The 21,496-nt window shown below is 72.8% G+C and carries 18 protein-coding genes; 12 read left to right on the top strand and 6 right to left on the bottom strand.

Annotation, left to right across the window (positions count from 1 at the left end; all coding sequences use genetic code 11):
- Nucleotides 1-7 precede the first annotated feature (7 nt).
- From BS80_RS43555 to BS80_RS17655, 4 genes are all read right to left on the bottom strand, one after another.
- Nucleotides 8-544 (bottom strand): DUF6197 family protein, encoded by a 537-nt coding sequence (locus BS80_RS43555; RefSeq protein ID WP_035798525.1) that lies wholly within the window; start codon nt 542-544, stop codon nt 8-10.
- A 134-nt stretch (nt 545-678) separates the two neighbouring features.
- The gene (locus tag BS80_RS17665; RefSeq protein ID WP_063772001.1) at nt 679-1,905 is read right to left on the bottom strand and encodes an aminoglycoside phosphotransferase family protein; all 1,227 of its coding nucleotides are present in this window, start codon (nt 1,903-1,905) and stop codon (nt 679-681) included.
- 70 nt (nt 1,906-1,975) lie between these two features.
- The gene (locus BS80_RS17660) at nt 1,976-3,175 is read right to left on the bottom strand and encodes a globin domain-containing protein (protein WP_035798515.1); all 1,200 of its coding nucleotides are present in this window, start codon (nt 3,173-3,175) and stop codon (nt 1,976-1,978) included.
- A gap of 71 nt (nt 3,176-3,246) precedes the next feature.
- Nucleotides 3,247-3,678, bottom strand: coding sequence for an RrF2 family transcriptional regulator (locus BS80_RS17655; protein ID WP_035798513.1), 432 nt, complete (start codon nt 3,676-3,678; stop codon nt 3,247-3,249).
- A gap of 166 nt (nt 3,679-3,844) precedes the next feature.
- On the opposite strand from BS80_RS17655, the gene BS80_RS17650 reads away from it, so the two are divergent.
- From BS80_RS17650 to BS80_RS17620, 7 genes are all read left to right on the top strand, one after another.
- Nucleotides 3,845-5,494, top strand: a complete 1,650-nt coding sequence (locus tag BS80_RS17650) for an MFS transporter (protein ID WP_232246517.1) — start codon at nt 3,845-3,847, stop codon at nt 5,492-5,494.
- 155 nt (nt 5,495-5,649) lie between these two features.
- A complete protein-coding gene (locus BS80_RS17645; protein WP_232246516.1) occupies nt 5,650-6,171 on the top strand; it encodes a MarR family winged helix-turn-helix transcriptional regulator in 522 nt (173 codons plus the stop codon).
- Between the two features lie 120 nt (nt 6,172-6,291).
- A complete protein-coding gene (locus BS80_RS17640; RefSeq protein WP_035798511.1) occupies nt 6,292-6,786 on the top strand; it encodes a DUF1269 domain-containing protein in 495 nt (164 codons plus the stop codon).
- 207 nt (nt 6,787-6,993) lie between these two features.
- Complete coding sequence (locus tag BS80_RS17635; protein ID WP_035798509.1) at nt 6,994-8,349, top strand: FtsW/RodA/SpoVE family cell cycle protein; 1,356 nt, start codon at nt 6,994-6,996, stop codon at nt 8,347-8,349.
- Nucleotides 8,349-9,848, top strand: a complete 1,500-nt coding sequence (locus BS80_RS17630) for a penicillin-binding transpeptidase domain-containing protein (protein ID WP_051966736.1) — start codon at nt 8,349-8,351, stop codon at nt 9,846-9,848. The genes BS80_RS17635 and BS80_RS17630 overlap by 1 nt, the downstream gene beginning before the upstream one ends.
- Nucleotides 9,849-9,948: 100 nt before the next feature.
- Nucleotides 9,949-11,412, top strand: a complete 1,464-nt coding sequence (locus BS80_RS17625; protein ID WP_083974842.1) for a glycosyltransferase family 87 protein — start codon at nt 9,949-9,951, stop codon at nt 11,410-11,412.
- A 56-nt stretch (nt 11,413-11,468) separates the two neighbouring features.
- A complete protein-coding gene (locus BS80_RS17620; RefSeq protein WP_035798507.1) occupies nt 11,469-13,055 on the top strand; it encodes a N,N-dimethylformamidase beta subunit family domain-containing protein in 1,587 nt (528 codons plus the stop codon).
- Nucleotides 13,056-13,076: 21 nt separating this feature from the next.
- On the opposite strand, the gene BS80_RS17615 is transcribed toward BS80_RS17620, so the two are convergent.
- On the bottom strand, nt 13,077-14,822 hold the full coding sequence (locus tag BS80_RS17615) for a penicillin-binding transpeptidase domain-containing protein (protein WP_035798505.1): 1,746 nt from the start codon (nt 14,820-14,822) through the stop codon (nt 13,077-13,079).
- 125 nt (nt 14,823-14,947) lie between these two features.
- Complete coding sequence (locus BS80_RS17610) at nt 14,948-16,744, bottom strand: dolichyl-phosphate-mannose--protein mannosyltransferase (RefSeq protein ID WP_408607427.1); 1,797 nt, start codon at nt 16,742-16,744, stop codon at nt 14,948-14,950.
- 262 nt (nt 16,745-17,006) lie between these two features.
- Here BS80_RS17610 and rsmI point away from each other — a divergent pair, with 262 nt between their 5' ends.
- From rsmI to BS80_RS17585, 5 genes are all read left to right on the top strand, one after another.
- Nucleotides 17,007-17,882: a 16S rRNA (cytidine(1402)-2'-O)-methyltransferase gene (gene rsmI / locus BS80_RS17605; protein WP_083974838.1), complete on the top strand. Its 876-nt coding sequence runs from the start codon at nt 17,007-17,009 to the stop codon at nt 17,880-17,882.
- Nucleotides 17,883-18,165: 283 nt separating this feature from the next.
- Nucleotides 18,166-18,657: a hypothetical protein gene (locus BS80_RS43855; protein ID WP_157536343.1), complete on the top strand. Its 492-nt coding sequence runs from the start codon at nt 18,166-18,168 to the stop codon at nt 18,655-18,657.
- A gap of 72 nt (nt 18,658-18,729) precedes the next feature.
- Nucleotides 18,730-19,617, top strand: coding sequence for a TatD family hydrolase (locus tag BS80_RS17595; RefSeq protein ID WP_035801640.1), 888 nt, complete (start codon nt 18,730-18,732; stop codon nt 19,615-19,617).
- A gap of 26 nt (nt 19,618-19,643) precedes the next feature.
- Nucleotides 19,644-20,531 carry a 16S rRNA (adenine(1518)-N(6)/adenine(1519)-N(6))-dimethyltransferase RsmA gene (gene rsmA / locus BS80_RS17590; protein ID WP_035798501.1) on the top strand — a complete coding sequence of 296 codons (888 nt, stop codon included), beginning with the start codon at nt 19,644-19,646 and terminating at the stop codon, nt 20,529-20,531.
- A complete protein-coding gene (locus BS80_RS17585; protein WP_035798499.1) occupies nt 20,528-21,487 on the top strand; it encodes a 4-(cytidine 5'-diphospho)-2-C-methyl-D-erythritol kinase in 960 nt (319 codons plus the stop codon). Before rsmA ends, BS80_RS17585 begins: the two co-directional genes overlap by 4 nt.
- Nucleotides 21,488-21,496: the final 9 nt, after the last annotated feature.

Raw genomic sequence — 21,496 nt, 5'->3', positions numbered from 1 at the left:
GGCGGCGTCACAGGTGCAGGGAGAGGGCGCGGGCGGCGGCGCGGTCCAGGAGGTGGTGGATGTCGGCCTGGCGGGTGGTGGGGCGGTCGTTGTACTCGTCGGGGGAGGTGGCGGGGCGGCCGGTGGCGTGGAGGACTTCCATGACCTGGGTGCGGGCGGTCTGGACGGTGGTGGCGGTGCCGTAGCCGTGGGCGAGGACGGCGGCCTGGGCGCCGAGGAGGCAGACCCGGCCGGCGTCGTCCCACATCGCGCCCTGGAGCCAGCCGGCGTCGGCGAGGTAGCGGGAGGTGAGGCGCAGGTGGTCGGCGGTGGTGACGGGGACCGGGCGGGCGGGGCGGCGGATCAGGCGGTCGAGGAGGGTGGGCCGGGGGAGGGGGTGGCCGGCGTTCCAGGGCTGGACGGTGCTGCCGAGGGGGCAGACGTAGGGGGGCAGGGTGCGGGCCGGGGCGGGGAGTGAGGCGAGGTAGGCCTCGATCTCCTCGATCAGGACCGACCCGTCCAGGGCGCGGGCGAGTCGCTGGGCGGTGGGGGTGAGGAGGGGCACGGGGAGGCTCCACTTCCGCTTTGTCCTACTTGGTGCTGATTCGTTGATAACCGAAGAGCACCGCAGGACGCGTCATCGACGAGCGGAACGGAGTACGTGTCGGGTGGGGGAGGACGGGGGAGGAGGCGTGTTCGTCAGTCGCAGGCGAGGGCGGCGCGGATCTCGGCGGCGGGGTCGCCGGCGTGGTAGCGCTGCTCGCTCGGCTCGATGCCGTCCAGGAACTCCTGGTAGCGGACGGCGTAGCCGAAGTGCACGAGGGGCTGGGCCAGGGTCAGCGCGCGGGCCGGGTCGCAGCCGGGGACCAGCTCGCTCCAGGCCGTGGTCCAGGCGTCGGCGGCCTGCGTCCAGCGCTCGGCGCCGGTGAAGGGGCGGGGGCGCAGGCCGTCCACGGCGGGGTGGCCGAAGGCGCTGTCGGCGAAGTCGACCAGGGTGGTCTGCCGGCTGTCCGAGCGCCAGTTGCCGGGGTGGAAATCGCCGTGCAGCACGGTGTTCGGCAGGCCGCAGGCCTCCAGGTCGGCGACCAGGGCGGGCAGTCGGGCGGCCGCGCGGTGGGCGCGGGAGAGTTCGTCGGCGGTCAGTTCGGCGGCTGACGGGCCGTCCAGCAGGCGGTGCACCTGGTCGATCAGCAGCCGGGGCGAACGGTCGGGCAGCCCGTCCGGTGCGGTGGGGTGACGCAGTGACAGTGCTGCCTGCGCGCGGGCGAGTCGGGGCACCGTGGTGGCGACGACGCCGGCGGACGGTCCCCAGCAGTCCTCGCCGGGGACGTGGTCGAGCAGGACGCGGCGCCGGTCCGGGTCGGCCGCGAGGACGGTCGGCGCGAACGGGGCGTCCACCGAGGCGAAGAGCCCGATGGCGACGGACTCGCAGAGCGCGAAGCGCGGGCCGGTCTTCAGCCAGGCCGGGCCGCCTGCGGTGGGGATCCGGACGAGGCCGGCCAGGTTCCAGGTCTTCACCTGCCGGACCGGCCCGACGGGCGGCCGGCCGAGGGCGCGCAGCCGGGTGTCCGCCCAGTCGAGGGCCTCGCGCAGGCCGCTCGGCGTGGCCCAGTCGGCTCGCTTGGCGTGCGGGGCGAGCGCCGCCCACGGCGCGTCAGGGGCGCCGCGCAGTGCGTCGGTGCGGACCGGGCGGGCCAGCGTCTCGGCGTGGTAGGTGGCGTGGCCGTGCCGGCCGTCGGCGCCGCCGTCGACATCGAGCAGGCGCAGCACCACGGTCGGGGAGCCGAGCAGGCTCTCCAGGTGTGCGGTGACCGGTGCGACGTCGTTCCAGTAGGGCGCCTCGACGGTGAACGGGCCGACAGTGCCGAGCGGTTCGCCGTCGTGGGTGAGCAGCACGGTCACGGCGCGGCCGGAGTTCTGGGTCATCGGGGCAGTCTGCTGGCCGGATTAGCCCGGCGCGAGCGGTTTTCGCCGCCGGGCGAGTCCGGGGGACGGCTCAGCCGTGTGCCTGCCACAGGTCGGGGCCGAAGACCTCGTAGTGGATCGCGCCGGCCGGCACGCCGCGCGCCAGCAGCGCGCCGCGCAGGTGGCGCATGAAGGGCAGCGGACCGCAGAGGTAGGCCCGGACGCCCGTCGGCAGGTCGATGTCGGCGAGGTCGACGTGGCCGGTCCGGCCGTCCACGCCGTCCTCGTACCAGAGGTGCAGTGCGGCGTCGGGGAGTTGGGCGACCAGCGCACGGGTCTCGGCGCGGTGGGCGTGGTCGCCGGCGCTGCGGTCGGCGTGCAGCACGGTGACCGCGCGGTCGGTGCCGCGGTCGGCCAGGTGGGTCAGCATGCCGAGCATCGGGGTGCAGCCGATGCCGGCGGAGGCGAGCAGCAGCGGCGCGTCGGAGTCGTCCAGTGCCAGGTCGCCGAAGGGCAGCGAGACGCAGAGTTCGTCCCCCTCGCGGACCCGGCCGTGCAGGTGGTTCGAGACCTCGCCGTCGGGTCCCGCCGCGCCGCGCACCCGCTTCACGGTGATCCGCCACAGGTCGCGCCCGGGGCCCTCGGGCAGGCTGTAGCGGGAGAGGCTGTACTGGCGTATCTGCCGGGCGCCGTCCGGCAGGGTGACCGCGACGCTCAGGTACTGGCCGGGGCGGAAGCCGGGCAGCGGGCTGCCGTCGGCGAAGCGCAGGCCGAAGGAGACCGCCTCCGCGCTCTCCTGGATCCTGCAGACCACGGTGGCCCGGTGCCACACCTCGCCCAGGCCGACGCCGGCCTCCTGGTAGAGCCGGGCCTCCAGGGCGATCAGGGCGTTGGCCATCAGCCAGTAGACCTCGTCCCAGGCGGCGGCCACGTCGGGGGTGACGGCCTCGCCGAGCACCTCCGCGATCGCCCCGAACAGGTACTTGTGGACGACGTTGTACTGCTCCGGGGTGATGCCCAGCGAGGCGTGCTTGTGCGCGATCCGCGCCAGCATCGCGTCGGGGCGGACGTCGGGGTGCTCGACCAGCATGCCGGCGAAGGCGGCGATCGCCCCGGCGAGGACCTGCTGCTGCTCGCCGCTCGCCTGGTTGCCCCGGTTGAAGAGGTCGCGGCGCAGTTCGGGGTGGTCCTCGAACATCCGGGTGTAGAACAGCGCGGCGATCTCCCCGATCGCTCCACCCACCACGGGCAGCGTGGCGCGGACGGTCGCAGCGGATTCCTGGGTCAGCACGGCAATCTCCAAACTTGCATCTTGTATACCAATTTAAGCGCGACGAAAAGACCGCCGGGTGGACGGGGTTGTCAGGGCCGTCGGCCCAGGGCGAGCAGGATCGGCCCGGTCGGGCTGGCGACCAGGTCGGCCACGGTGAGCGGGTCGAGCGCGGCGAAGAACGCCTCGCGGGCGTCCCGCAGTGCGCCGCGCAGCCGGCAGGCGGCGCGCAGCGGGCAGGGCGTCTCGCCCTCGCACTCGATGACCTCGCCGTCGCCCTCCAGCTCGCGGGTCAGCCAGCCGATCGAGGCCGTGCGGCCGAGCGGGGTGAGGTTCAGGCCGCCACCCCGTCCGCGCCGCGCCTCCAGGACGTCGAGGTGCTGGAGCCGGCTGACCACCTTGGCCGTGTGGGTGTAGGGGACGGCCATGGTCTCGGCCACCTCCCGGGTGGTCAGTTCCTCGTCCGCCACCGCGAGTCGCATCAGGACCCGTAGGGCGAGATCGGTCGATCTCGTCAGCCGCATGCCTGCACGCTATCAAATGCGCATTCAAAACTCCTATTACCTGTAGGGCCTGGCCGCGGGACGCCTCTTGACAGCCCAAAACCTGATCACTAGCGTTCTAGATAATCGAGAATCCGACGATTTAACTAGCGATCGTCAATCACCCGATCGTCTGAGGGGCTCTGCCATGTCAACCGCCAAGGTCGCCGCCGACCCGCCCGCCCAGTCCATACCGGCCTCCCAGGCCTCCCTGGCCTCCCCTGCTTCCCCGGCCACCCCGCCCCCGGCGGCGACCGCCGCCTCCCGCGGCCGCTGGTGGACGCTCGGCATCGTGTCGATCGCCACCTTCATGCTGATGCTCGACCTCACGGTGGTGAACGTCGCGCTGCCCGACCTGCGGACCACGCTGGGCGCCGACTTCTCGGCCCTGCAGTGGGTGCTGGACGCCTACGCCCTGACCCTCGCCGCGTTCCTGCTCACCGGCGGCTCGCTCGCCGACCGGCTCGGCCGCAAGCGCGTCTACACCGCCGGCTTCGCGATCTTCACCGCCGCCTCGCTGGCCTGCGGAGCGGCGCAGGGCATCGTCGCCCTCAACGTGGCGCGCGGTGTGCAGGGAGTCGGCGCGGCGATCCTCTTCGCGGTCGGCCCGGCGCTGATCGGGCAGGAGTTCCGGGGCAAGGACCGGGCGATGGCGTTCGGCGTCTTCGGCGGGGTCTCCGGCCTGGCCATCGCCTTCGGGCCGCTGATCGGCGGGGCGCTGACCGACGGGATCGGCTGGCGCTGGATCTTCCTGGTGAACGTCCCGATCGGCATCGTGGCCATGGTGCTCGGCGCCCTGCGGATCACCGAGTCCCGCGACCCGTCCGCCCACCGGGTTGACTGGGCGGGCCTGTTGGTCTTCTCGGCGGCGCTGACCCTGCTGGTGCTGGGCTTCCTGCGCGGCGAGAACCAGGGCTGGGCGAGTGCGCTGATCATCGGGACCTTCGCCGCCGCCGCAGCCCTGCTGGTGGTCTTCACACTGATCGAACGGCGGCTGGGCGACGCCGCGATGCTCGACCTCGGACTCTTCCGCAACGTCACCTTCATCGGGATCTCGGTGACCACGCTGCTGGCCAACGCGGCCGGGATGTCCGCGATCTTCCTTCAGGTCTCCTACATGCAGAACGTCCTCGGCTACTCGCCGCTCGCCACCGGCGTGCGGTTCCTGCCGCTGACGCTGACGCTCTTCGTGGCGGCCGCGGTCACCGGCGGCCTCACCGTCCGGGTCCCGCAGCGGCTGCTGGTCGGGATCGGGACCGGGCTGATCTCGACCGGGCTCTTCCTGGTCACCCTGGTCCACCCGAGCAGCGCGTGGACGGCGCTGCTGCCCAGCATGCTGGTCACCGGGCTCGGGATGGGGATGTTCAACCCGCCGCGCAGCTCGCTGGCGATCGGCGTTGCCGAGCCCGCGAAGGCGGGGATGGCGGCCGGGATCGGCGAGACCTTCCAGCAGGTCGGCATCGCGATCGGGATCGCCGGCTTCGGCGCGCTCTTCCAGCACCGGGTGGCGGCGGCCTTCGCGGCCTCGCCGGCCGGCTCGCAACTCGGCGCGCAGGCCCAGCAGGCCGGCAAGTCCGTCGCGGCCGGCGCCGGGAACGAACTCGCCACCAAGGTGCCCGCCGCGCTGGCCGCGCCGGTCCGGGCGGCGGCGCGGGAGGCCTTCGTGCACGGGCTCAGCGACGTCCTGGTGGGCGGCGGCGCGGTGGCGGCGGTGGGCGCGCTGGTGGGCTTCCTCTTCATCCGCACCCGTGACCTGCACGAGAGCGCGCTCGCGGGAGCCGAGAGCGCGGGGCACTGAGCCACGGTGGGCGAACCGGGCCGACCGGGCGTTCGTACCCGGTCGGTCGCTCCGTTGAGCATCGAAAACGCCGATGATAGATTTTTGAAGAGTTCATGGGACTGCGGCAGTACCGGCCAGGAGCCCCGGACTCCCGATGGATGGGAGATCCCCCGATGGCCCGCAAGAGCACCGCAACCGTCGAGACCGTCGAAGCCGCCGCTGTGAGCGCCCCGATGCCGGGGACCCCGCGCCCGGACTTCCCGCTGGCCGATCACACCGGTGTGCTGCTCACCAAGGCCGGTGCGGTGATCCAGGAGGACGTCGACCTGGCGCTCTCCGCGAAGGGGTTCCGGCTGCGCACCTTCCTGGTGCTGGCCGCGCTGGCCGGCGGGGCGGAACTCTCGCAGCAGGACCTCAGCCGGGCGGTCAATCTGGACCCGACCACGATGGTCTCGCTGATCGACGAGCTGGAGCAGGCGGGCCAGGTCGAGCGCCGGCGCAATCCGGCCGACCGCCGCCGCTACATCCTGGGCCTCACCGAGAAGGGCCGGCAGGCGATGACCGAGGCCGAGGTGGTGGCCAGCGAGGCCGAGCAGGCCTTCTTCGCCCGCCTGCCGGAGGCCCACCGCGAGCTGCTGCACACGATGCTCGGCACGCTGCTGGAGAACCGCTGGCCGAGCGCCGTCTGCTACTGAACCGGCCGCACCCGGGAGCCGCCAGGGAAAAGCGGACACACCGGGCATAGAGCCAATAAGTATGGCAAATCGTCACTACGGTGGTCCCTGCACGCTCGTCGAGCCGAAAGGATCCCGCACGTGAGCAACCTCTTCGCGATCGCCTATCCGGACCTCACCACCGCCCAGCAGGTGCGCAACGAGGTGATCGGCCTCCAGAAACAGCAGTTGATCGAGTTGGAGGACGTCGTCGTCGTGGAGCGCCGCGACGACGGGAAGATCAAGCTGCACCAGGCCACCAACACCACCGGCATCGGCGCCGCCTCCGGTGCGCTGTGGGGCGGGGTGATCGGACTGCTCTTCTTCATGCCGTTCCTCGGTGCGGCGGTCGGCGGCGCGGCCGGCGCCGCGGTGGGCGCCTCCACCGACGTCGGCGTCGACGACTCCTTCATGCGCCAGGTCGGCGAGCACCTGTTGCCGGGGACGGCAGCGGTGTTCCTGCTGGTGCGCAAGGCCACCGCGGACAAGGTCGTTCCGGCGCTGGCCCGTTATGGCGGAAAGATCATCCAGACCTCGCTCTCCGACGAGGAGGAGGAGCATCTGCGTGAGGCCGTCCGGGCCGCGCAGGGCACCTGAGGGGCAGTAAGGCCGACGGCCCGGGGGCTCCGCGGACGGCGGAGCCCCCGGGCCGTCGGTTGTCAGGGCCCGCTGACCTCGCGTGATGCGGTCCGGAACCCCCTGGTGGCGGCGGGTGCTGACATAAAGTCATTGTAAATAGGACATTCAGGTACAATAATCCGCAGCCCGGAGACGTAGGAACCGACAGAACGGCCCACCCCGCCCATGGCCACTCCCTCCGCCGTCGCCGCCGCGCCGCGCCGTCCGCCGGTCGGTCAGGTCAGGTCCGGCCGCAATGTCGAACTGGTCCTGGTGCTGGCCGCGGTCGCGATCGCCGTCTTCGGCTACGTCGAGGTGGGCGTCAACATCGACGGCCGGGCGCCGTCCGACGCGGCCTCCTACGGCGCGGCGCTGGCCGGGCTCGCCCTGGTGGCGCACGGCGTGATCCGGTGGAAGGCCAGGTACGCGGATCCACTGCTGCTGCCGCTGGCGATCCTGTTGAACGGGATCGGACTGGTCGTCATCTACCGGCTGGACCGCGCTACTCCGAGCAACCACGCGGCGCCCACCCAACTGCTCTGGTCCACGCTCGGGGTGGCGCTCTTCCTGGCTGTGATCGTGGTGCTGCGCGACCACCGGCTCCTGCAGCGCTACGCCTACATCGGCGCCCTGGCGGCGCTGGTGCTGCTGATCCTGCCGATCTTCTTCCCCCCGGTGTACGGCTCGCGGATCTGGGTCACGATCGGCCCGTTCTCCTTCCAGCCGGGCGAGTTCGCCAAGATCCTGCTGGCGGTCTTCTTCGCCGCCTACCTCGCCGTGCACCGCGACTCGCTCGCGCTGACGGGCCGGCAGATCTGGCGCTGGCAGCTGCCGCGCGGCCGGGTCATCGGTCCGGTGCTGCTGGTCTGGGCCGCCTTCGTCGGGGTGCTGGTGCTGGAGACCGACCTCGGCACCTCGCTGCTGCTCTTCGGCCTCTTCGTGGTGATGCTGTACGTGGCCACCGCCCGCAGTGGCTGGATCACCATCGGCCTGCTGCTCGCCTCGGTGGGCGCCGTGACGGTGGGCTGGCTCTCGCCGCACGTGCACAGCCGGGTGGTCGACTGGTTGCACCCGTTGGCCAGCATCGCGGCCGGTCAGGGGGCCAACCAGATCGCCCAGTCGCTCTTCGCCTTCGCGGCCGGCGGCATCCTCGGCACCGGCCTGGGGCTCGGCCACTCGATCCTGATCGGGTTCGCCGCGAAGTCCGACTTCATCCTGGCCACGATCGGCGAGGAGCTCGGCCTGGTCGGCCTGGTCGCCCTCTTCCTGCTGTACGCCCTGCTGGTCTCCCGCGGCGTCAGGACCGGGATCGCGCTGCGGGACCCGTTCGGCAGGCTGCTGGCGATCGGGCTCGCGGCGCTGATCGCCATCCAGGTCTTCGTGGTGGCCGGCGGCGTGCTGGACCTGATTCCGCTGACCGGGCTGACGCTGCCGTTCATCGCTCAGGGCGGCTCCTCGGTGGTGACCAACTGGATCATCGTCGCCCTGCTGGTCCGGATGAGCGACAGCGCCCGCCGCCCGTCGGCCCCGGAGGAAACCTGATGGCCAAGCCCCGCAACCCCCAGCGACGCCACGGCATCTCGACCACCGGCCGCCGGGCCGGGATGTTCTGCCTGGTCCTGATCCTGGCGCTGGCCGGCCAGGCCACCTGGGTCCAGGTGTTCCAGGCCAAGGCGTACGACGACAACGCGGCCAACCAGCGCACCGCGATCGAGCGCTACGCCCAGCCGCGCGGCAACATCCTGGTCGGCGCCGCGCCGGTCACCGGATCGGCGCCCACCGGCGGGCGGTTCGACTACAAGCGGACCTACACCGACGGTTCGCAGTTCGCCGCCGTGACCGGCTTCTCCTCGCAGATCTACGGCAACACCCAGTTGGAGGGCACCGAGGACAGCCTGCTCTCCGGGACCGACAACCGGCTGGCCGGCTGGGCGCTGTGGGACGAGATCTCGCGCAAGCAGAACCCCGGCGGCGACGTCTACACCACCATCAGCAAGGCGGCCCAGCAGGCCGCGATGCAGGGACTGGGCAACCAGAAGGGCGCGGTGGCCGCGATCGAGCCGAGCACCGGCCGGATCCTCGCGCTGGCCAGCACCCCCAGTTACGACCCCGGGTCCTTCGCCGGCTCCACCGCCGCCGACCAGAACGCCTGGAACGCCTTGCAGGCCGACACCAACCAGCCGATGCTCAACCGGGCGCTGCGCCAGACCTATCCGCCCGGTTCGACGTTCAAGGTGGTCACCGCGGCGGCCGCGCTGGCGAACGGGACGGTGACCGACATCAACGCGCCCACCGGCGCCCCGTCGCCGTACGTACTGCCGGGCACCACCACCACGCTGGTCAACGACACCACCGCCTGCGACCGGTCGGGCCTGTCGCTCGACACCGCGATGGTGCTGTCCTGCAACAGCGTGCTGGGCTACCTGGGCGTGCAGACCGGGCTGGACAAGATGACCGCGATGGCCGAGAACTTCGGTTTCAACGACGCCAAGCTCGACATCCCGGTCCGGGCCGCCCGGAGCAACTTCGACACCCGGATGAACCAGTCGCAGGTCGCGCTCTCCTCGATCGGTCAGTTCGACACCGCGGCGACCCCGCTGGTGATGGCGATGGTCGCGGCGGGCGTCGCCAACAACGGCACGGTGATGTATCCACAGCTTGTGGACAAGCTGACGAAGTCCGACGGCACCACGGTCCAGGTGATGAAGCCGAGCACCTACAAGCAGGCGATGAGCCCGGCGGTGGCCGGGCAGGTCCAGCAGCTGATGACCGACGTGGTGGACAACGGCACCGGACGCAACGCCCGGATCAGCGGTGCCACGGTCGGCGGCAAGACCGGTACCGCGCAGCACGGGGTGGACAACTCGGGTACGCCGTACGCGTGGTTCATCTCGTGGGCCAAGCCCGCCGGATCCTCCGCCGTCCCGCCGGTCGCGGTGGCCGTGGTGATCGCTGACAGTAACGCCACCGACGTCACCGGCGGCGGGCTCGCCGCGCCGATCGCCAAATCGGTGATGCAGGCCGTGCTCCAAGATCACTGACAGTTGCGGAGCGGCCGGAGGCCCTAGCTGCTTCCGGCCGCGTTTGGCTAGCCCCCGCAGTGTGAGGACAGCGGGCACTCGGCGGCCATAACCTTCCCCCATGGTGACCACCCGTACCTCCGGAGCGCCCCGCCGTCGCGGCCGCTTCGGCCGGCGGCGCAGCGCGCAGCCGCACTCCGGACGGTCCGTTCGGCATCCCGGGGCGCACCCGGCAGGCCACCGGCCGCAGGCCGGGACCGAGCGGCACCCGTTGGCGGGGATTCCCCGGCAACGGCCCAACGACAGCGCCGACCAGAGGCAGCGTCCGCAGGGGCGGGTGCCGCTGATCGAGCGGCTCGCGGCCCGGGCCGCCGGCCTCGCGGACCGGCGCCTCGTTCACCTGATCGGCGCTCTGATCGCCGCGGGTTGGGCGGCGGCCTTCCCGTTGGTCTCCAACCTGCCCAACCAGAAGCTCTGGGGGATGGTCGCGGCCCCCGCCTACCTGTTGGCCGGCCTGGCCGCCTGCGTGCTGCCGCGACGCTTCGCCGGACGGGTGGCGGCCGGGATCGCGCTGTTCGGCGCCGTCCTGCTGCCGCTCGGCGTGCTGGCGGCGCAGGGCCGTCACCAGTCCGAGGTGATGGTGGTCGAGCGCTCGGCCCGGCTGCTGCTGCACACCGGAAGTCCGTACCTGGCGCACCCGGTGCGGGTCACCGACTTCAACCCGTACCTGCCCAGCATGACGCTCTTCGGCATGCCCCGAGCCCTGCTCGGCTCGGGCAACCCGGTCGCCCTGGTGCTGGGGGACGCGCGGATCTGGTTCGCCCTCACCTTCCTCGGTTGCCTGGTCGTCAGCTGGCGGCTGCTCAGACCGGGCCGCGACTCCTCGCCGCTGATGCCGCTGGGAGTGCTCACCGGGTCGCCGCTGATCGCGCTCACGCTGGCGGTCGGCGGGGTGGACCTGCCGCTGATCGGCGTCTGCTGCCTGGCCATGGCGCTGGCCGCCCGGGACCGGACGATCGCCGCCGGGCTCGTGCTGGCGCTCGCCTGCACCCTGAAGTGGACCGCCTGGCCCGCCCTGCCGGTGGCCGTCCTGCTGGTCTGGCGGCTGTACGGTCGGCGGCCGGCCGCGCGCACCGCGCTGACCGGCCTGCTGGCGGGCGGGGCCGTGGTCCTGCCGTTCCTGTTCACCCAGGCCCAGGAGCTCAAGGACCAGGTGATCCGCTTTCCGCTGGGCCTGGCCGCCGTGCAGACTCCGGCCGGCAGTCCGTTGCCCGGCAAGGTGCTGGCCGACCTGGGGCCGGTCGGCCACACCGTCTCACTCGTGCTGCTGGTGCTGGGCGGCGCGGCCGTTGCGGTCCGGCTGGTGCTGCGTCCGCCGACCTCGGCCGTGGCGGCCGCCGACCTGCTGGCCGCCGGGCTCACGGTGGCCTTCATGCTCGCCCCGGCGGGCCGTTTCGGGTACCTCGCGCTGCCCGCGGTGCTGGCGATCTGGCCCCGGCTGGCCGCCCGGAGTTGGACCGGCCGCCGCGCGCCGACGGACCCCCAGGCATCGGACGAGAGCGTGGGGGTCGCCGTCTCGTCCTGAGTGATGATGGGTTAAGAAGTCTTGAGCCCGACCCCAGCAGCGACGAGGAGCCCAGCATGGCCGAGCAGCAGTCCTCCGGTGGCAGGCGCCCGGGTCGGCGCCGCTTCCTCGGACTGGCCGGGGCGGCCGCCGCGGGCGCGGGCCTGGCGGCCTGCGGACCGGGCGCGCGGACACCCTCCTCGGCGGCGGCCGACAAGAACGTCTCCGGCCCGGGCGACGCCTCGCCGTCGGCGAGCCCGACCGGCGAGGCGGCCCGCCCGGGCAACCCCGACTGGCGGATCACCAACGCGGGCCCCGACCGGGCGATCGAGGGCTGGGCCGACCGGGTGAGCGTGCTGCCGGGCGAGGGCGTCGCCCTGCACGTCTCCACCACCGCGCCCGGCTTCACCGTCTCCGCCTACCGCATGGGCTGGTACGGCGGCGCGCGCGCCCGCCTGGTCTGGAAGTCCGGCGCGCTGCCGGGTAGCAGGCAGCCGGCCGGGACGGTCGACAAGAAGACCCGGATGGTCTCCACCAGCTGGCCCAAGTCCACCACCGTCGACACCACGGGCTGGCCCGAGGGCAGTTACCTGTTCCGGCTGGACGCGGACGGCAACGCCGGGCAGCGCTACATCCCGCTCACCGTCCGCTCGGCCAGTACCGCCGGGAAGACCGTCATCGTCAACGCGGTCGCCACCTGGCAGGCGTACAACACCTGGGGCGGCTACAACCTCTACAACGGGCCGAGCGGCGGCTACCCGACCCGCTCGCTGGTGACCTCCTTCGACCGTCCGTACGAGGAGTACAGCGGCGCCGGGCTCTTCATGGTCTACGAGACCCCGCTGATCGCCCTGGCCGAGCGGCTCGGCCTGCCCCTCGCCTACACCACCAACATCGACCTGGCCGGCGACCCGAAGCTGCTGAGCGGCGCCGCCGCCGTGATCTCGCTCGGCCACGACGAGTACTGGTCGCCCGAGCAGCGTGCGAACGTCACCGCCGCCCGCGACGCCGGTACCAACCTCGCCATCCTCGGCGCCAACTGCTGCTTCCGGCGGGTCCGCTACGAGGCCTCGCCGATCGGTCCGGACCGGACGGTGGTCTGCTACAAGACCTCCTACAAGGACGACCCCGGCTTCACGGCCGGCCACCCGCCGACCAACGACTTCCGGGTCGCCCCGGGCGCCGACCCGGAGAGCTCGCTGCTCGGCGTGATCTACGACGGCTACCCCGTCGACGCGCCGTACGTGGTGACCAACCCCGGTCACTGGCTCTTCGAGGGCAGCGGCGTGCAGGCCGGTGACAGCTTCCCGCACCTGGTGGGCGTCGAGTACGACCGGGTGAACACCGGCTGGCCCACGCCCAAGCCGATCGAGATCCTGGCGCACTCCCCGGTCACCTGCGAGGGCCGCAAGAGCTTCAGCGACAGCGTGTACTACACCACCCCCAGCGGCTCCGGCGTCTTCGCCAGCGGGACCATGCGCTGGGTGGAGGCGCTGGACGCGACCGGCGACGGCTCGTCCGGCGACGACCACGCGATGGACGCCAAGGCCGGCGCGCTCACCCAGAAGGTCACCGAGACCCTGCTGCGGACCTTCGCCGCCGGGCCGGCCGGCAAGACCCACCCGGCCCAGGACAACATCGCCGCCGTCTACGGGAAGCAGTGACGGCGGCGGTCCCGCAGGGCGTCAGCCCTTGTTGCCGATCTTGAGCACCTCGGCCGCCGCCGGCGCCGCCGCGTCGGCGCCGAAGCCGCCGCCGATCACCTCGACGGAGACCGCCAGGTTGTCGCGGAACGCGGTGAACCAGCTGTTGGTGGGCTTGCCGGTGACCTCGGCGGTGCCGGTCTTGGCGCCGATGTCGCCGCTCAGCCCGGCCATCGCCTTGGCCGCGGTGCCGTCCAGGCTCGCCTGGGTGGTGCCGGCCATCAGGGTTCGCAGCTTGGTCAGCACGTCCGGGCTGAGCTGACGGGCGGCGGCGACCTGCGGGAGCCCGGGGACCAGGATCGGCTGCTTGAAGGTGCCGTTCTGCACGGTCGCCGCGACCGAGGCCATCGCCAGCGGGTTCATCAGCACGTTGCCCTGGCCGATGTACTCGACGGCCGTCTCGTCCTTGCTCTGGCCGGCCGGCGGGACCACGCCGTCGGCGCTGGGGAAGCCGGTCTTCCAGGCCGGGCCGATGCCGAAGACGTCCTGCGCGGTGGCGGCCAGGGTGCCGGACTTGAGGGACGTGGTCGCCTGCTTGATGAAGGCGGTGTTGCAGGAGATCGCGAAGTCGTGGGCGAAGGTGAAGTCCAGGTGGTCGCCGTCGAAGTCGTTCTTGATCGTCTGGCCGGTGGTCACGGTGGCCGGGCAGGGCATCGTGGCGTTCGGGTCCAGCCCGGCTTCCAGCAGGGCCGTGGCGGTGATCACCTTCATCGTCGAGCCCGGGGCGTTCTTGCCCTGGAAGGCGGTGTTGAAGCCGGTGGCGGGGGCGTTGGCGACGGCCAGCACGTTTCCGGTGCTCGGCTCGATGGCGACCGCCCCGGCCGGGGTGCCCTTGGCGTACTGCGCCTTGACGGCCTGTTCGGCCGCGGACTGCAGGGTGGCGTCGATGGTCAGCTTGAACGGCTTGCCGGGCTTCGGGGCGGCGATGGTGAAGAGCGGCTGGGGCGCCTTCTTGCCGCTGTCGTCGGTGATCACCACGCCGGTGCCGGCGTCGGCCGGGTCACCGACCGAGGTGCCCTGCTGGTACTTCGCCAGGATCTGGGAGAGCGAGGGGAAGGCCGCCAGGGACTTGCCGTTGCGGTCGACCACGCTGGTCGGCGGGGAGAAGACCGGCTGGGTGGTGATGGTCTCGCCCGGGCCCAGCTGCGGGTTGATCACCGTCGGCGCCCAGTGCACGGCGGCCGTGCCGTCGCTCATCTTCACCAGGCCCAGGTAGCCGGTGTACTGCCAGACGTTGGTGGTGTTGGCGAACTCGGCCTTGGAGCGGTAGCTCAGCAGCACCTGGTTGGCCGGGGCGGCCGAGGCGGCGGCGCTGGGGGAGGCGGCGGCGGAGGCGCTCGCGGGCGCCGCGGGGGAGGCGGAGGAGGACGGCGCGGCGGTGGCCGAGGCGAACGCGGCGGGCGTCGCGGGGCCGCCGGCGACCAGGGTCAGCGCGCTCGGCTTGACCTTGTCCTGGAAGGCGGTCAGCGCGGTCAGCGCGTTCTGCGGGTCGTCCGTGAGCTGGGAGGCGCCGGCCAGGTCGCCCTTGGCCCAGTCGGCCAGGAAGGCGGCCGCGCCGGAGGCTGCGAGGTCCGCGGAGGGTGCCTCGGCGACCACCGTGCGGGCCTTGGGGCCCTTGGCGGCGCTCTTGGAGTCCGTGCCGACCAGGCTGTACGCCCCGTACCCGCCGGCTCCGACCATCGCAACCAGTACGGAACTGACGATGGCGGTCTTGGCGCCGTTGCGCATGGTGGTGGTCCCCCTGGGTTGCCGGTCGGTCGAGCGTCAGACCAGCGTAAACGGGCGATTCCGCGCACCCGTCGAAGGGCACGCACTCGTGACAGAGCTGGTACACGTCCGATAGGGGGCCGACGTCAGATCCAGGTGGTGAACCACATCCGGTTGTTCCAGTCCTGCCAGGGGATGGTCTGGCCGGTGTAGAGGGGGAAGAAGTAGAGGAAGTTCCACATCACCGCGAGCACCAGGGCCCCGGCGGCCACGCCGCCCGCCGTGCGCCGTTCCCGGGTCGCCGTGGCGGGCCCGATCATCGCCCCGATCAGCATGGTCACGGCCAGCACCAGGAACGGCACGAAGGCGACCGCGTAGAAGAGGAAGATGGTCCGCTGCTGGTACTCGAACCAGGGCAGGTAGCCGGCGCCGAGCCCGCAGAGCACCGCGCCCGCCCGCCAGTCACGCCGCAGCGCCCACCGGTAGAGGCAGTAGAGCAGCGCGACGAGGCCGGCCCACCAGAGGATCGGGGTGCCGATCGCCAGCACCTCCGCGGCGCACTGGTTGGCCTTGCAGCCGCTGATCCCGAGCTTGGGCGACTCGTAGTAGAAGGAGACCGGCCGGCCGAGCAGCAGCCAACTCCACGGGTTGGACTGGTAGATGTGCGGGCTGTGCAGGTTGATATTGAAGTCGTACATCTGGCCGTGGTAGTGCCAGAGCGAGCGCAGCGCGGCCGGTACCCAGGTCATGTCCACCTGGAACGGCATCTTGACCTTGCCGAGCACCGGCAGCGAGACGAACTCCGGTGAGAGCCCGGCCCGGTGAGCCGCCCAGTCCCTGCCGTAGCCGCCCTTGCCGGGCACGTCGCTGCTGGCCAGCCAGCCGGCCCAGGAGGAGATGTAGACGACCACCGAGGCGACCACGATCGAGGCGAAGGCCGGCAGGCCGTCGCGCAGGGTCGCCGTCCAGTGCGGGCGCCGGGCGCCGGCCAGCCGCCGGGCCCCCGCGTCCCAGAAGACGGTCAGCAGGCCGAAGAAGGCCGCCACGTACATCCCGCTCCACTTGGTGGAGCAGGCCAGGCCCACGCAGACCCCGGCGGCCAGCCGGTACGGCCGCCAGCCGAGCCGCATCCGGTGGGCGCGCAGGGCGTCGGGGCCGTCCGGGAGCAAGCGGGCGATCTTCGCCCGGGTGTGGTCGCGGTCGATCAGCAGGAAGCCGAAAGCGGCCAGGATCCAGAACATGACGATCAGGTCGAGCAGCGAGGTCCTGCTCATCACGAAGTGCAGGCCGTCCACCGAGAGCAGCAGTCCGGCCACGCAGCCGAGCAGCGTGGAGCGGAACAGCCGACGGCCGATCCGGGCGATCATCAGGATCGACAGGGTCCCGAGGACGGCGACCATGAACCGCCAGCCGAACGGGTGCAGCCCGAAGAACTGCTCACCCAGCCCGATGATCCACTTGCCGACCGGCGGATGGACGATGAAGGACGGGTCGCTCTGGTACGGGATCGGCTGATGCGGCGTCAGCAGCTGGGAGTTGGCGGTCTCGGGCCAGTTGGTCTCGTAGCCGCCCTGCCAGAGCGCGTAGGCGTCCTTGGCGTAGTACGTCTCGTCGAAGATGATCGCGTGGGGGCTGCCCAGGTTGGTGAAGCGCAGCACGCCGCCGAACAGCGCCACCGCCAGCGGGCCCAGCCAGCCCGCCCAGCGGCAGAGCCAGTTCCACAGCCCGGCGGGCAGCCGCACGCCGAACCGGGCCAGCAGCAGCGAGGGCGCCACGACAGCGGGCGTCACCCCCGGGCCGTCCGGCATCGCGGGCACCAGCCGCTCGGCGAACGAGGCCCGCTCGGGGGCGCGGTAGCCGACGCCGGCCAGTCGCCCGGCCCAGCCCGGGCGCACGGGCCCGTCGGCCGCCTGCGCCGCCGGTCCTCCGGCGGGCTCTGACACGCCGTCCGGTCGCGGCACCGGCACGCCGGATGCCGCCGTGGTCGGATTGGTCTCCACCACCGCTGTCTCTGCTGCCGTCTCGCCGCTCACCCGCACATCGTAGGGGCGGGTCCTGAAAGCAGAAGCCCGCCCCGGGAAGCTGCCCGGTTCGCCACCTTTCTCCTGGCGGGTCCCGGCATCGCGTCGCCGGGCGAGCCCGGCAGCGCGCCGCGCGCCCGGCGGGAATGCCAGGACTCGCCCCGGCCCCTGCGAGGATGTCCGGGTGACAGGTGTACTGGTGTTGGCAGGAACTCCCATCGGCGACGTCTCGGACGCCCCGCCCCGACTGATCGCCGAGCTCGGCTCGGCGGACGTGATCGCGGCCGAGGACACCCGACGGCTGCGCCGACTCACCCAGGCGCTCGGGGTCACCCCCAGCGGCCGGGTGCTCTCCTACTTCGAGGGCAACGAGGTCGGCCGCACCCCCGAACTGGTCGAGGCGCTCACCGGCGGAGCCCGGGTGCTGCTGGTGACGGACGCCGGGATGCCCTCGGTCTCCGACCCCGGCTACCGGCTGGTGGCGGCCGCCGTCGCCGCCGACATCAAGGTCACCGCGGTGCCCGGCCCGTCGGCGGTGCTCACCGCGCTGGCCCTGTCCGGGCTGCCGGTGGACCGCTTCACCTTCGAGGGCTTCCTGCCGCGCAAGGCCGGCGACCGCGCCCGGCAACTCGCCGAGGTCGCCGCCGAGCCGCGCACCATGGTCTTCTTCGAGGCCCCGCACCGGATCGCCGAGGCGCTCGGCGCGATGGCCGAGGCGTTCGGCGCCGACCGCCCCGCCGCCGTCTGCCGGGAGCTGACCAAGACCTACGAGGAGATCAAGCGCGGCCCGATCGGCGAGCTGGCGGTCTGGGCCGCCGACGGTGTGCGCGGCGAGATCACCGTGGTGGTGGCCGGCGCCCCGCCGGCCGCTCCGCAGGAGCTGGGCCCCGCCGAGCTGGCCCGCCGGGTCGCGGTGCGGGAGGAGGCGGGGGAGAGCCGCAAGGAGGCCATCGCGGCGGTCGCGGCGGACCTGGGGCTGCCCAAGCGCGAGGTCTTCGACGCGGTGGTGGCGGCGAAGACCGGTCCGGCCAAGGGTGGTCCTGCGAAGAGCGCCGGCTGAGACGGTGCCTCCGGCGAGGGACGCGCGTACGGTGGGAGGGAGACGCCGCCCCGCGTACGCCGGTGCCGACCCGCAGCGACGTGCGCCGCGCGGCCCTGCGACAAGGTAAAGCGAAGCCCCCGTAAACCCCTGCTGAGCTGCGGTTTCGAGGGGTCTTCGTACAGGAATCCCCAACACCGGGCCAAGTCTCGGCAAGCCGGGCATCGCCGGACACCGCCTGGGCATTCCATCGGATGGAAAGACCCGCACCGGACGAACGTCCGGCGGGCGCTGGGAGACCGCGATGAGCGAGACAATCGGTAGCCCTCTGGGCGGCAGCCCGCTGACCGGCGTCAAGCCGGCCACGGATCCGGACCGTGCCCCCCGTCCTGGACCCGGCCCGACCGCCGCCAGGCCGACCATGGCCGCCATGGCCGAACGGTCGCGACCGGGGGTCGAGATGGTCCAGGAGGCCTACTCCTTCGCCTGTCTCAGCTGTGGCTACGGCTGGGAGCAGGCGTACGACATCGAGCACCACCGGGCGAGCGACGGCCACACGGTGATCCAGTACCACGCCAACGGCGTCCGGGTGCCCTCGCCGCTGCTCCAGCCGACCTGCCCGGGCTGTGGCGGTCACACCGTGCGGATCATGCGGGCCGGCCGGGTCGCCTCGGTCGCGGACTCCTCGCACCACGCCCCCGGCTACGCCTCCCACGGCGAACCGGCCGCACTCACCGACCAGGCACCGCCCGCGATGCGCGGGCACTGGTACCAGTTCTGGCTGCCCAAGCCGTAGCGCTCCCCGTCGCCGCCCTCGCACCGCGGTCGCGGTCCGAGGGCGGCGACGGGACGTTTAGGCTGGGTGACCATGGCTGCCAAGGACGTCGACCGCACCACCCCGCCCCCGCTGCCCGCACCGCTCGCGGTGGCGGTGGCCGACTCGCACACCCACCTGGACATGCAGTCCGGCACACCGGCCGAGAGCCTGGCCAAGGCGGCCTCGGTGGGTGTCGACACCGTCGTCCAGGTCGGCTGTGACCTGCCCAGCTCGCGCTGGGCCGCCGAGCTGGCCGCCGAGTACGAGCAGGTGCACGCGGCCGTCGCGCTGCACCCCAACGAGGCGCCGCGGCTGGTGCTGGGCGACGGCGACGGCTGGTCCGGTCAGCGCCGCACCCCCGGCGGGTCGTCGGCGCTGGACGAGGCGCTGGCCGAGATCGACCGGCTCGCCGCGCTGCCGCAGGTCCGCGCGGTCGGTGAGACCGGCCTCGACTACTTCCGCACCGGCCCGGAGGGCGTGGACATCCAGAAGGAGTCCTTCCGCCGGCACATCGAGATCGCCAAGCGGCACGGCAAGGCCCTGGTGATCCACGACCGGGACGCCCACGAGGACGTCATCGCGCTGCTGCTGGCCGAGGGCGCCCCCGAGCGCACCGTCTTCCACTGCTACTCCGGCGACGCCGAGATGGCCAAGACCTGCGCCGAGCACGGCTGGTACCTCTCCTTCGCCGGGCCGGTCACCTTCAAGGCCAACCAGCCGCTGCGCGACGCGCTGGCCGTCACCCCGCTCGACCGGGTGCTGGTCGAGACCGACGCGCCGTTCCTCACCCCGCACCCCTACCGCGGCCGCCCCAACGCCCCGTACCTGATCCCGGTCACCCTGCGTGCGATGGCGCTGTCGCTGGGACTGGGCGAGGACGAGCTCGCCACCGCCGTCGCCGCCAACACCGCGCGCGCCTTCGGCTACGGGCAGGTCTGATCGCCCCGCGCCCGTATCCTTACCCGGTGAGCACCACCGATCCCGCCCCCGCAGCCGACACCGTCCTCCTCGGCGCCTCCGACATCCGGGAGCTGGCCGCGGCCCTCGGGGTCCGGCCGACCAAGCAGCGCGGTCAGAACTTCGTGATCGACGGCAACACGGTCCGTCGTATCGTCCGCGCCGCCGAGGTGACCGCCGAGGACGCCGTGGTCGAGGTCGGCCCCGGGCTCGGCTCGCTGACCCTGGCGCTGCTGGACGTCGCCGCGCATGTCACCGCCGTGGAGATCGACGCGCTGCTCGCCCAGCACCTGCCGACCACCATCGCCTCCCGGCTGCCAGCGCGCGCCAAGGACTTCGACCTGGTCCTGAGCGACGCCATGGAGGTGACCGAGCTGCCCGGCCCCGCGCCGACCGCGCTGGTCGCCAACCTGCCCTACAACGTCGCCGTCCCGGTGCTGCTGCACATGCTGGCGACCTTCCCCACCATCGAGCGCTCGCTGGTGATGGTGCAGTCCGAGGTGGCCGACCGCCTCGCCGCCAAGCCGGGCAACAAGGTCTACGGCGTGCCGTCGGTCAAGGCCAACTGGTACGCGGAGGTCAAGCGCGCCGGGGCGATCGGCCGCAACGTCTTCTGGCCCGCACCGAACGTCGACTCGGGCCTGGTGTCGCTGGTCCGCCGCGATCCGCCGGTCACCACGGCCACCCGGCGCGAGGTCTTCGCCGTCGTGGACGCCGCCTTCGCCCAGCGCCGCAAGACGCTGCGCGCGGCGCTGTCCGGCTGGGCCGGTTCGCCGGCCGCCGCCGAGCAGGCCCTCGCGGACGCCGGGATCGACCACAAGCTGCGCGGCGAGATGCTCACCGTGGAGCAGTTCGCCGCGATCGCCGAACACAAGCCGAAGGCGCCGGTGCTGTGAGTACTCCTCGTCCGGCGGTCACGGTCCGGGTTCCCGCCAAGGTCAACGTGCAGCTCGCGGTCGGCGGCCGCCGGGCGGACGGGTTCCACGAGCTCGCCAACGTCTTCTTCGCGGTCGCCCTGGGTGATGTGGTGACCGCCGCGCCCGGGCCGTCCGGCAGCGGTGTGACGCTGACCTGCGCCGGTCCGGACGCCGCCCTCGTCCCGCTGGACGACAGCAACCTCGCCGCCCGGGCCGCTCACCTGCTGGCCGCCCACCACGGCATCGCGGCCGACGTCCGGCTGCACATCGCCAAGGAGATCCCGGTGGCCGGCGGGATGGCCGGCGGCAGTGCCGACGGCGCCGCCGCGCTGGTGGCCTGCGACGCGCTCTGGGGACTCGGCACGCCGCGGGCGGTGCTGCTGGAGATCGCGGCGGAACTCGGCTCGGACGTGCCGTTCGCGCTGGTCGGCGGCGTCGCCCTGGGCCGCGGCCGGGGCGAGCTGCTCACTCCCGTACCGGTCGCCGGGACCTTCCACTGGGTCTTCGCCGTCGCCGACGGCGGCCTCTCCACGCCCGCCGTCTTCCACGAGTGCGACCGCCTGCGCGACGAGGCCGGGACGGGCTCCGCCGACACCGACGTCCCCGCGCCCGAGGCGGACCCGGCGCTGCTGGCCGCGCTGGCCACCGGCGACGCCGTCGCGCTGGCCGCCGCGCTCGGCAACGACCTGCAGGCTGCCGCGCTCTCGCTGCGCCCGGCGCTGGCGGCCACCCTGCGGGTCGGCGCCGATGCCGGGGCGCTGGGGGTGCTGGTCTCCGGGTCCGGGCCGACCTGCGCGTTCCTGGCCAAGGACGCGGAGGCCGCCGAGGCCGTCGCGAGCGCGCTGCGGGCCTCCGGGACCTGCCGGGCCGCGCACAGCACCTACGGGCCGGTCGCCGGCGCGGGGGTTCTGGCGGAGGTGCCGGCGGAGGGCTGAGGAGCCCGG

This window comes from Kitasatospora mediocidica KCTC 9733 (genome assembly GCF_000744225.1).
GTDB lineage: Bacteria > Actinomycetota > Actinomycetes > Streptomycetales > Streptomycetaceae > Kitasatospora > Kitasatospora mediocidica.
Note: the sequence above shows the minus strand (reverse complement) of the source record. Positions and strands in the feature narration are given on the sequence as shown.

What these genes read in the sequence shown, in the direction of transcription:
- BS80_RS17665 (WP_063772001.1), bottom strand. Translation starts at nt 1,905, where the DNA reads ATGACCCAGAACTCCGGCCGCGCCGTGACCGTGCTGCTCACCCACGAC.
- BS80_RS17655 (WP_035798513.1), bottom strand. Translation starts at nt 3,678, where the DNA reads ATGCGGCTGACGAGATCGACCGATCTCGCCCTACGGGTCCTGATGCGA.
- BS80_RS17650 (WP_232246517.1), top strand. Translation starts at nt 3,845, where the DNA reads ATGTCAACCGCCAAGGTCGCCGCCGACCCGCCCGCCCAGTCCATACCG.
- BS80_RS17645 (WP_232246516.1), top strand. Translation starts at nt 5,650, where the DNA reads ATGGCCCGCAAGAGCACCGCAACCGTCGAGACCGTCGAAGCCGCCGCT.
- BS80_RS17635 (WP_035798509.1), top strand. Translation starts at nt 6,994, where the DNA reads ATGGCCACTCCCTCCGCCGTCGCCGCCGCGCCGCGCCGTCCGCCGGTC.
- BS80_RS17630 (WP_051966736.1), top strand. Translation starts at nt 8,349, where the DNA reads ATGGCCAAGCCCCGCAACCCCCAGCGACGCCACGGCATCTCGACCACC.
- BS80_RS17625 (WP_083974842.1), top strand. Translation starts at nt 9,949, where the DNA reads ATGGTGACCACCCGTACCTCCGGAGCGCCCCGCCGTCGCGGCCGCTTC.
- BS80_RS17620 (WP_035798507.1), top strand. Translation starts at nt 11,469, where the DNA reads ATGGCCGAGCAGCAGTCCTCCGGTGGCAGGCGCCCGGGTCGGCGCCGC.
- BS80_RS17615 (WP_035798505.1), bottom strand. Translation starts at nt 14,822, where the DNA reads ATGCGCAACGGCGCCAAGACCGCCATCGTCAGTTCCGTACTGGTTGCG.
- BS80_RS43855 (WP_157536343.1), top strand. Translation starts at nt 18,166, where the DNA reads ATGAGCGAGACAATCGGTAGCCCTCTGGGCGGCAGCCCGCTGACCGGC.
- BS80_RS17595 (WP_035801640.1), top strand. Translation starts at nt 18,730, where the DNA reads ATGGCTGCCAAGGACGTCGACCGCACCACCCCGCCCCCGCTGCCCGCA.